Here is a 10030-nt window from a genome sequence, read left to right as displayed (position 1 = left end):
CGCGAAGCTTAGCAAAAACGCCCAAAACCACCAAAAATCGCCCAAAAATCTAATGCAAAGCAGCACCAGCCACACAAACAGCGTGCCGAAAACCAGCGTTAGCGCGAGCGTTTTAAGCAGGTCAAGCGCGAAAATTTTAGGCGTTACGTTTGAAAAGCCGAGCTTTTTGTCTTTGACGAAGGTTTCGTAGATATTTAGCGGTAGTTCTAACAACGACGAAACGAGCAAAAATACCATAACCATAAAGACGTTGTCGCCTATATCTCCCGTTTTATAGGCATGCCCCGATATCGCGCCAAGCCCCCAGCACGCCCACATCATAAATATCGCGGCGTGGTAAAAGAGGCTAGCTATCTCAAATTTTTGATTCGTTATCGCGGCTGCAGCGGCTGATTCGTACTCGCCCTGCTCTAGCACGACGGCCGGCTTTTTAGCCTCCGCGCGTATAAAATTTATCTGCAAAATCGCCAGCCACGCCTTTGCGGCAACGTAAAAAAAGTAAATACCGAGTAAAAGATAAAACATATTTTACGCCCTACTTTAAAAAATTATCGTAAAACGAGCTGATAAAAAGCACCAAAATAATAAACGGAACGACAAATTTGATATACCAAAACCAGATATTTACGAGTTTTGCGTATTTTTCGCTGCCCTGCATTATCTCGCGTTTGGCTTCGTCTTTTAGCACCCAGCCGACAAATATCGCGCATCCTAGCGAAGTAAGCACGAAAAATATCGTAGCGCTGATGGCGTCGTATGCGTCAAAGATATTTTTACCGAAAATTTTAACGTCCGCAAGCAGGTTCGTAGCCATCAAGGACGGTAAATTTCCAAAGATAAATATCGTGCCTAGCACCAGCAAGATCGCGCTTTTGCGTCTAATTTTAAATTTCTCCTGAAGCGTCGTGATGATAACCTCGTAGATCGGCAGCGAGGTCGTGAGCGCGGCGATCATCAGAAGCGTAAAAAACGCCACCGCAAAAAATCCGCCAAAAGGCATATGCGAAAAAACGATCGGCAAGCTCTTAAACACGAGACTCGGGCCGCTATCTGGCGATACGCCGTAGCTAAAGAGCGACGGAAATATCATAAAGCCCGCAAGCACGGCGATGACAGTATTTAGGATGCCCGTGATAATAGAGATTTTAACCAGCCCCTCGTCCTTTTTAACAAAGCTTGAAAGCGTGATCATCACGCCAAAACCAAGCGAAAGCGCGAAAAATACCTGTCCCAAAACCTCGACGAAAAGCTTGATATTTATCTTTGAAAAATCGGGCGTGAGATAAAATTTAACCCCCTGCGCCACGCCATCTAAGGTCAAGTTTTTTACAATCATAACGATCATCAGCACGAAAAGTAGCGGCATGAGATACTTCGCCGAGCGCTCGATACCGCCGACCGCGCCCTGCACCAAGATCGCGTAGTTTACGAGTACGAAAACCAGTGTCGCAAAGCTGATAGCTAACGGATCGCTCACGATATTTTGCTCATAAAACGCGCTCGTAACCTCAAAACTAAGCACCTGCGAGAGATCAAGCATGCCAAATGCGATCTGCGCGATATAGTTTAGCACCCAGCCGCCGATAACCATGTAGTAGGCCATGATGCCAAATGCCCCGAGTAGCCCCATCCAGCCCACGATTTTCCACGCTGGATTTATATTTTTACCGCCGAATGCGTCCACGGCGTTGCATTTTAGACGTCTGCCGATCGCGTTTTCAGCTAAAATCATCGGTATACCGATCACGATCATCGCGATACAAAACACGAGTACGTAGGCGCCGCCGCCGTTTTGCCCGACTAGATACGGGAAACGCCACGTCGCGCCGAAACCGACCGTAGCCCCTGCAACGGCTAAAATGTATGTGAGCTTTGAACTCCACGATTTTCTATCCATCTGTATACCTTTGTGAAAAAGAGAGATTATATAAAAATTTTATTTAAAGTTTTTAGAACCATCTTTGAAATTTAAAACAAATCTGGATTAAAATCGGTAAATATTATTAGAAAAAGGCTGTTTGGCATAAATTTAAAGGCGTAAATTTCTATAAATTTACGCCAATTTTTTATTTTCTAACGACATGCAAAAACTGCATATGTTTGCGGTATTGCTCTATGACGTCGTTTATCAGCGTGGTCTCGCTCCAACCAAGCACGTCATAGTCTTGACCACCCTCTTTTAGATATACCTCGGCTCTGTAATAAAGATCGTCGCCCTCAAGCTCCCTCGTGTAGTCCGGGCTCTGGCTTTTGGTGAGATATACGCCATATCTAAAGTCCATCTCATCGCCAAGTCCGACGTTTAAATTTACGAAATTTTCAGCTTTTGTTACATTTGCCTCAAGGCCGTTTTTGGCAAATTCATCTTTTAGCTCGTTAAAGGCTTTTAGCACGACTTCGTTTAGAAATTTACTGCCGTCTTTTTTGCTAGGTAGAGTGATGATCGCGCTTAGTCGCTCTTGCCAAGGCTTTGAAAGATCGCTAAGAGGCATATTATTAAAGTTATTTGTCTCTTTTTTGGTTACATCCACGCGCAACGCCTTAAATAGCCCGTAAATGGCGCCAAGTAGCACTATGGCAAATGGCAACGCCGTAGTTATCGTAAGTGCTTGAAGCGAGCCAAGACCGCCGGCTAGCATCAAAAATGCTGCCACGGCGCCCACTGTAACGCCCCAAAAGACCTTTTGCCAAACCGGCGTATCGTCCTTACCATTTGAGCAAAGCATGTTCATGACTATCGCTGCTGAATCAGCCGAAGTGACGAAAAATATGACGATCATAAAAACCGCGATCATGCTTAGCACGCCTGAAAAGCTAAATTTTTCTAAAAACATAAAAAGCGCCGAGGCCGAGTCAGAATTTACCGTGCTGGCAAGCTCGCTAAATCCGCCTTGCACCAAGGCAATCGCCGAGTTGCCAAAGAAGCTCATCCAAGCAAATGTAAAGCCGGTTGGCACGAAAAGCACGCCGATCACAAATTCTCTTATCGTCCTACCCTTTGAAATTTTAGCGATAAATAGCCCCACAAACGGCGACCAAGATAGCCACCAAGCCCAGTATAGCAGCGTCCAACCGCCAAGCCAGCTCTCGTTTTGCCTCTCGTAGGCGTAGAGGTTAAAGGTGTTTGAAATAAGCGTCGATACGTAGTCGCCGCTGTTTTGCACAAACGACTTTAAAAGCTGCGTCGTATCGCCCAAAAATAGTATCAAAAACATAAAACATATAGCTAGCGCTATATTTGCGTTTGATAAAATTTTAATCCCCTTATCAACGCCGCTAGCCGCCGAGATGGTCGCTGCAAAACAAAGCACTATTAGAAGCGTAATATGCATGGTCGGCAGGCCAAAAACGTGCGTAAGGCCGGCATTTACCTGAAGTACGCCGTATCCTAGCGAGGTCGCTACGCCAAAAAGCGTCGCTACGACGGCAAATGTGTCGATGGCGTTGCCGATCTTGCCGTAAATTTTATCGCCGATTATCGGATAAAACGCCGATCTAAGCGTGAGCGGCAAGCCGTGTCTATACGAGAAAAAGGCGAGAATTAACGCCACGATAGCATAGACCGACCATGCGCCCATACCCCAGTGAAAGAAGGTGATATTCATCGCAAGCTTTTGCGCTGCGATAGTTTGCGCGTCGCCGAGCGGCGGATTTAGATAGTGCATGAGCGGCTCGGCCACGCCAAAAAACACAAGTCCAAGCCCCTGCCGGCGGCCAAAAACATAGAAAACCACGAGATATTTTTGTGCTCCGGCTTTACGTGATCGGCTCCTAGTTTGATCTCGCCAAGCTTGCTAAAGCCAAGGATAATGATGCTTAGAAGTATGACGGCGACGGTCAGGATGTAAAACCAGCCAAATTTGGCCGCGATGTAGTTTTGCATACCTTTAAAAAACTCATTTGAGAAATTTGGAAATATTGCTGCAAATGCCGTTATTAAAAATATAACAACAAGCGATGGGATAAATACCGAATTGTTAAATTTCGACTTTTGAAATTTGATCATTTTTCTCCTTTTTTGTAAATTTCATCTTCCTTTTAAAATAACAAAAAAGAGTAAATAGGTCAAATTTTATCTTTAAATTTTTTATGAATTTTTAAGCTTTAGCCACCAAAAATAGCTACTTTGAAATTTATCTCAAGTCGCTTTTATCTCTCTTTGGTTTTGCAAGAGTTATTAGCACTATGACTACAAAAGCGATACCAAACGTGATATACAAAATGATCTTTGGCGAGTCATACTCTATCCTCGATCTTGCGACCTCTTCGCCGCTTGCCTCCACTAGCTCGCCGCGCTTTATCATACCGCTGATATCTTTTGCGCTAAGCTCTGCAGATGCTCTTGTTAAAATTTGGGTGATACTAAGATCCGCCACCTCATAAACGCTATGTTTTATGCCATAAAATGGCTTTATCTTGCTAAAAAAATAGTGCTTATCGCCGTTTGCATATACTGCGCCATATTCGCCATCTTTTACCAGCCCTATCTCACGCCAAGAGCTGCTTGGGGCAAATTTATATAAAGAGACTGTTTGCGCCACTAAGTGCCTGCCGTGCTTTGAGCGCTGCCACTCTTCGCCTTGCTGCAAGAAATATGCTGAATTTTCATCTACAAAAACGTCAGCATAGAGCCTTTTTAGCTCGCCTTTTAGCTGGTAGTCTGAAATTTTAGCTTGTTCGTTTTTCGTGCTATCCCAAAAGTAAATTCCACCTTTGCTGGTAAAAAGAGGCCAAAACGAGTGCACGTTATCCACGCTATAAATGGCGCTATAAGGCATATTTTGGGCGCTAAATTTACGCTCATTTGCAAACACTGCCCCACTTTTTGGCTCAAAAAGATATTCTATATCGTGCATTGGGTCGTAGCATATCTGGCGCACCTCATCTGTGTAGCTCGTATCAAGCTTATAAAAGCCTAAAAATAGGCTTTTGCCATCTGTGTAATATCCACTATGAGCGCCGTTTTCTGCCGTGATATATCTTAGCTCGCTAGGTTGTGCGTCAAGCTTTTCGCCCTTGTAGTAAAGCGTGCCACCATCTCTTGCAAAGCCAGCGTCAAATATAGGCTCTAAATTTGCACTTTCAACTAGCTTTGTCCTATAAAAATATGAGCTATCATCGTAGCTTTTTATAAAGACGTGAGCGACGCTTTTCATAACGGCGATAAATTCATTAAATCCCGCCTTTTTCTCACTTCTAGAGCTGCAATAATAGCTTATCTTGCCGTCACTTATATAGCCATTGCCAAGCACTTTGGCGCTCTTTGGATCAAGGCCAGGCAAAATTTCTCTAGCGCAATAGACACTGTTTTTATCAGCCGCCACGTTTGAGTAGTCATATGCATGTTCTAGCTTTAAGACCCTAAAACTAGCCTCATCAATGCCTTTTAGCTCATACTTGCCGCTGCCTGAAATTTGAATGTAAATTTTACCCTCAGGTGAGCGGTAAAACTCGCTACTATCTATGTTTGCAAAGCCTCTTTGATACTCTCCCTCATGCCAAAGATAAAGCATCGCCAAAACAAAAAGTAGCGTCAAAATGACTAAAAAATAAATAAATCTAATAGCAATTTTTCTCATGATCTATAATCATCTACCCTTTTTTTAAACTTTTTTGCTTGCTTTTTATTTTTAAAAATGGCGCCAACTACCGAGGCTACAAATGCAATGGCAAAAAATATCCAGTAGGCATATTTTTGCGAGTAATCATCAAAGTCGCTTATCGCATCGATCACCACCTCACCCTCAGCTGGCGTCATAGCGCCTTGATCTACCATTTTTACTATCTCTTCAAGTTTTAAATTCTCAACATTTGGGCCATAAGGACGAGTAAGAATTTCAACCACGCCAAGGTCGTTTATATCATAAACACTACTGTTAAAACGCCAACCGTAGCCGACGTTATCAAAATAATATGTCTTATCGCCGTTTGCATAGACAGCTCCGTAGCCATCGTTTCTTACAAGACCTATCTTTCGCCACTGCTCTTTTGTATCAAGCCTAACTATACACGTGTGGCGTGAGCTTAGGCTGTGATCATTTTTCGTGTTGTGCCAAATTTCATAGGTTTTTAAAAAATATGTCTTGCCCTCATTTATCACCACGTTGCCATATAGCGGCGTTATCTCGCCTTTAAATGGATCATCTCCGTCTCTTACAAACTCGCCTTCATCTATGCTGTTATACCACTGCCACTTTCGCTCCCAGTGATAGATCCCACCTTTACCGCGAAAAAGAGCGTGATAGGAGTGCTCGTCTTCTAGGTTAAAAAGTGGCTCGTATGGGGGAAATTTAGGGTCAAATTCGTGATCATTTGCATAGACCATGCCAGAATTTGGCTCATAAAGATAGTGAATGCGCCATATCTCGCCGATATCACGCATTTGCGGGCTAAATTTGATCCCTAGTTTTGTGCTGTCATGATAGACATTTTCTCCGTCAGTCGTAAAATGCACGCTCTTTCTGCCAGATGCCTGCTCGATGTAACGCATTTTGCTGGCGTTTGCGCCCTCTAGCTCTTTGCCCTCATGATAGACCCTCACTCCGTCGCTTGCATAGCCAAAGCCCAAGATCGCAGCTAAATTTACACTATCAACCTGTCTAAATTTATAGATATGAGTTTGCGCTTTTGGGGTATTAAACATTTTATGTGAGAGGATGTCCCAAAACTCTTTAAGTGCGGATATTTCGAGGTTCGTCTCGCTTGCGCTATCGCAAAAATATGTTATCTTGCCATCACCAAAATAGCCATTGCCAAGCGCTCTAACGCCATTTGGATCAAGCCCGCTCATTACGAGGTTGCCACAATATACCGCCTCATCGCTAGCGCCAACGTTTCTGTTGTCGTATTTGCCAGTGTCAATGTATCTAAATTTGCTGGCTCTCACGCCTATTAGCTCAAATTTACCGCCACTTGGCACCATGGCATAGACCTTGTCATCTTTGACGTAAAAAAAGCTATTATTTAACTCTTTACTATCGCCAATGTCGTCATCTAAAATAGTAGCTAACCCAAAGATAAAAAAATAGATAGCAAAAAAGATTACAACAATAGCGATCGTTACGGAAATTAGCGGATGTTTTTTTAGCATTTTAGCTCCATATCAAACAAATTTAAAGGCCTCATCATGCCAAAAACCTTTCATACATTTAAATTTCAAAGTACCTAACCAAATATAAAATATCTAAATATCAAAAACCTAAGATATGCGGATTTGCCCATCCAAAACAGAAAACAAGTGGCTGCTAACATAACAAAAAGCCTATAAGTGCTAAATTCCAACGTGAACCCATAATAGATAGCTCCCAAAGCAAGAAAACAAAGATACAGGGCAACAAGCAAATAAAATAAATTTTTAAGCCTTGCAGAAAGCCCTGACTCTTCGCTGCTTTTTGCGATGAGAATATACATTTAGCTCGGCAACTCCGGTAGCTAATAAAATCAACCAAAACCACCAGCCTGTTTTGTGAAAACCAAAGCAGATAACCGCATCCACCACGAGCTAGCCATTAACCCACACCATAGCGCCGTTTGATACAACAGCATAGACTTTTACGTCATCAATGAAGCAAAATGCTCTACTATGAATGCTTTTAAAATCATTAGGATTAAATTTAGACTTTTGTGATTTTATCATATTTCTTTTTCGCCGATATCCATAAACCTCTCTCAACCTATCCAAAAAGAGAATAAGTCAAATTTTAAAATATTGAATAGCAAATTTATCGCCAAAATGCAATTAATTTTCCAATATCCACAATTTATAAATTTTTCTACTAATAATTTTTATTATTTAAGAAAAATTTTATTCTAAATAAGTATAATTACGAAATAATAATTTTTATTAAAAAGGAAAAATATGAAAAAACTAACCACCACTTCAGGCAATCCGATAGCCGACAATCAAAACTCGCTCACTGCGGGCAGCCGCGGCGGCATAATGCTGCAAGATTATCAACTACTTGAAAAACTAGCCCACCAAAACAGAGAACGCATCCCGGAAAGAGCCGTTCATGCAAAAGGTAGCGCTGCGTACGGTACGCTAGAGATCACGCACGATATCTCGCGCTATACGAAAGCAAATGTCTTGCAAAAAGGCGAGAAAACGAGACTGTTCCTGAGATTTTCTACCGTAGCCGGAGAGGCCGGAGCGGCTGATGCGGAACGCGACGTAAGGGGCTTTGCGATTAAATTTTACACAAAAGAGGGCAACTGGGACTTAGTCGGCAACAACACTCCGATTTTTTTCATCAAAGACCCGTATAAATTCCCAGATTTCATCCATACTCAAAAACGCGACCCGCGCACGCATCTACGCTCAAACGAAGCCGCTTGGGATTTTTGGAGCTTAAGCCCTGAAACTATGCACCAAGTTACGATTTTAATGAGCGACCGCGGCATACCTGCTAGCTACCGCCATATGCATGGATTTGGCAGCCACACCTATAGCTTTATAAATGACAAAAACGAGAGATTTTGGGTCAAATTTCACTTTAAAACTCGTCAAGGCATTAAAAATTTAACCAACGATGAAGCCGCGCAAATAATCGCAAAAGACAGGGAGAGCAACCAAAGAGACCTCTTTGAAAGCATAGAAAAAGGAGATTTTCCAAGTTGGGATTTTAAAATCCAAATAATGACCCAAGATCAAGCAAAAAGCGTCAAATTTAACCCGTTTGATCTAACCAAAACATGGTCGCATAAGGAATTTCCGCTTATCGACGTTGGCGTCATGACGCTAAATGAAAACCCTAAAAATTACTTCAACGAAGTAGAGCAAGCCGCATTTAGCCCGTCAAATATAGTCCCTGGTATCAGCTTTAGCCCCGATAAAATGCTTCAAGCCAGAATCTTTAGCTATCCGGACGCTCAAAGATACCGCATAGGCACGCACTACGCGCAGCTAAGCGTAAATCGTCCGATAAGCGAAATAAACACCTACGTCGTGGGCGGTGCGATGAATAACGGAATGTATGAACTCGACGACAAGGCCTACTATGAGCCAAACAGCTTTGGCGGCGGCAAAGAAGATAGAAGCCTGCTAGAGCCTGATATAAATTTAGAAGGCGCAATGCAAAGATACGACCATAGAGCCGAGGATCAGGATTATTACTCGCAACCTAGAGCGCTTTTTGCACTAATGAACGATAGCCAAAAATCACAGCTTTTTAGCAATATCGCAGAGAGCATGGCTGGTGTGAGCGAAGCGATAAAAGAGCGCGCAATAGGGCATTTTGAGCAAATCTCGCCAGAGTACGCAAACGGCGTCAAAGCAGCGCTAAAGGCTAAAATTTGACAAATTTAACGCAGGCTGAAGAGCAAAGATATAGCGAACTTTGCGCCATGGCGCTTGATTTTGCTAGACAAGACGAAGCAGACGAGCTAGAAAAGATGATAAAGGCGGGGCTTAGCGTAAATTTAAAATCAGCCAAAGGCGATACGCTTTTGATGCTAGCTAGTTATAACAATGCTCTAAATACCGTAAATATGCTGCTCTCAAACGGCGCTAGAGTAGATGAACGCAACGACCGCGGGCAAACTCCGCTTGCGGGCGCTGCGTTTAAGGGGTACTTAGACGTAGTAAAAGCGTTAGTTAACGCCGGAGCCGATATTGAAGCAAATAATGGTCTGGGTATGACGCCTTGGGCTTTTGCGGTGATGTTTGGTAGAAGCGAAACGGCAAAATTTTTACTTAGCAAACGTAAAAAAGAAAATATATTTCAAAAACTAGCGGTTAAATTTTTAGAAATTTTTGGCAACAAGAGCGCAAAAACCGCCTAAATTTGACTCATTTACAACCTTCTAAACTCCGCCTGATTTAGGGTGGGGTTTAAAAACTTTAAAGCAGGTAGCTAAAGATAGACAACGGTAACGTATTTTACAAATTCGCTCAATTTAATCAACCCGAGCAAGGCTGGCTTATGTCGATCGCGCAAGCTTGTAGAGGGCTAAATTTAGTGGGTCCGTTAGCCCAAAACGGCAAATTCTACATATCCTCCATCGCGACGAGTAAAATCCAACCCGCCTCGGA

At 42.9% G+C, this 10030-nt stretch carries 6 protein-coding genes and 1 pseudogene; 2 read left to right on the top strand and 5 right to left on the bottom strand.

From position 1 onward, the window contains the following. The 5 genes and pseudogenes from H740_RS07215 to H740_RS07195 all read right to left on the bottom strand — a co-directional run. Positions 1–525: M48 family metalloprotease (locus H740_RS07215; RefSeq protein WP_002952823.1), on the bottom strand; the 525-nt coding region annotated here is incomplete at its 3' end. A gap of 10 nt (positions 526–535) precedes the next feature. After that, positions 536–1897: a sodium-dependent transporter gene (locus H740_RS07210; RefSeq protein WP_002952822.1), complete on the bottom strand. Its 1362-nt coding sequence runs from the start codon at positions 1895–1897 to the stop codon at positions 536–538. A 169-nt stretch (positions 1898–2066) separates the two neighbouring features. Further along, a pseudogene (locus H740_RS07205) lies at positions 2067–4006 on the bottom strand (BCCT family transporter). Between the two features lie 127 nt (positions 4007–4133). Beyond that, a complete protein-coding gene (locus tag H740_RS07200) occupies positions 4134–5579 on the bottom strand; it encodes a DKNYY domain-containing protein (RefSeq protein ID WP_002952815.1) in 1446 nt (481 codons plus the stop codon). After that, positions 5576–7090, bottom strand: coding sequence for a DKNYY domain-containing protein (locus H740_RS07195; protein ID WP_002952814.1), 1515 nt, complete (start codon positions 7088–7090; stop codon positions 5576–5578). The genes H740_RS07200 and H740_RS07195 overlap by 4 nt, the downstream gene beginning before the upstream one ends. A gap of 768 nt (positions 7091–7858) precedes the next feature. Between H740_RS07195 and H740_RS07190 the strand changes: the two genes are divergently transcribed. Together H740_RS07190 and H740_RS07185 are read left to right on the top strand one after the other, a co-directional pair. After that, positions 7859–9295 (top strand): catalase, encoded by a 1437-nt coding sequence (locus H740_RS07190; protein WP_002952812.1) that lies wholly within the window; start codon positions 7859–7861, stop codon positions 9293–9295. Then, complete coding sequence (locus tag H740_RS07185) at positions 9292–9780, top strand: ankyrin repeat domain-containing protein (RefSeq protein ID WP_002952811.1); 489 nt, start codon at positions 9292–9294, stop codon at positions 9778–9780. The genes H740_RS07190 and H740_RS07185 overlap by 4 nt, the downstream gene beginning before the upstream one ends. Positions 9781–10030 lie beyond the last annotated feature (250 nt).

This window comes from Campylobacter showae CC57C, assembly GCF_000344295.2.
GTDB lineage: Bacteria > Campylobacterota > Campylobacteria > Campylobacterales > Campylobacteraceae > Campylobacter_A > Campylobacter_A showae_B.
The sequence above is the reverse complement of the archived record's forward strand: the minus strand, read 5'-3'. Positions and strand labels throughout refer to the sequence as shown.

What these genes read in the sequence shown, in the direction of transcription:
- H740_RS07210 (WP_002952822.1), bottom strand. Translation starts at nt 1,897, where the DNA reads ATGGATAGAAAATCGTGGAGTTCAAAGCTCACATACATTTTAGCCGTT.
- H740_RS07200 (WP_002952815.1), bottom strand. Translation starts at nt 5,579, where the DNA reads ATGAGAAAAATTGCTATTAGATTTATTTATTTTTTAGTCATTTTGACG.
- H740_RS07195 (WP_002952814.1), bottom strand. Translation starts at nt 7,090, where the DNA reads ATGCTAAAAAAACATCCGCTAATTTCCGTAACGATCGCTATTGTTGTA.
- H740_RS07190 (WP_002952812.1), top strand. Translation starts at nt 7,859, where the DNA reads ATGAAAAAACTAACCACCACTTCAGGCAATCCGATAGCCGACAATCAA.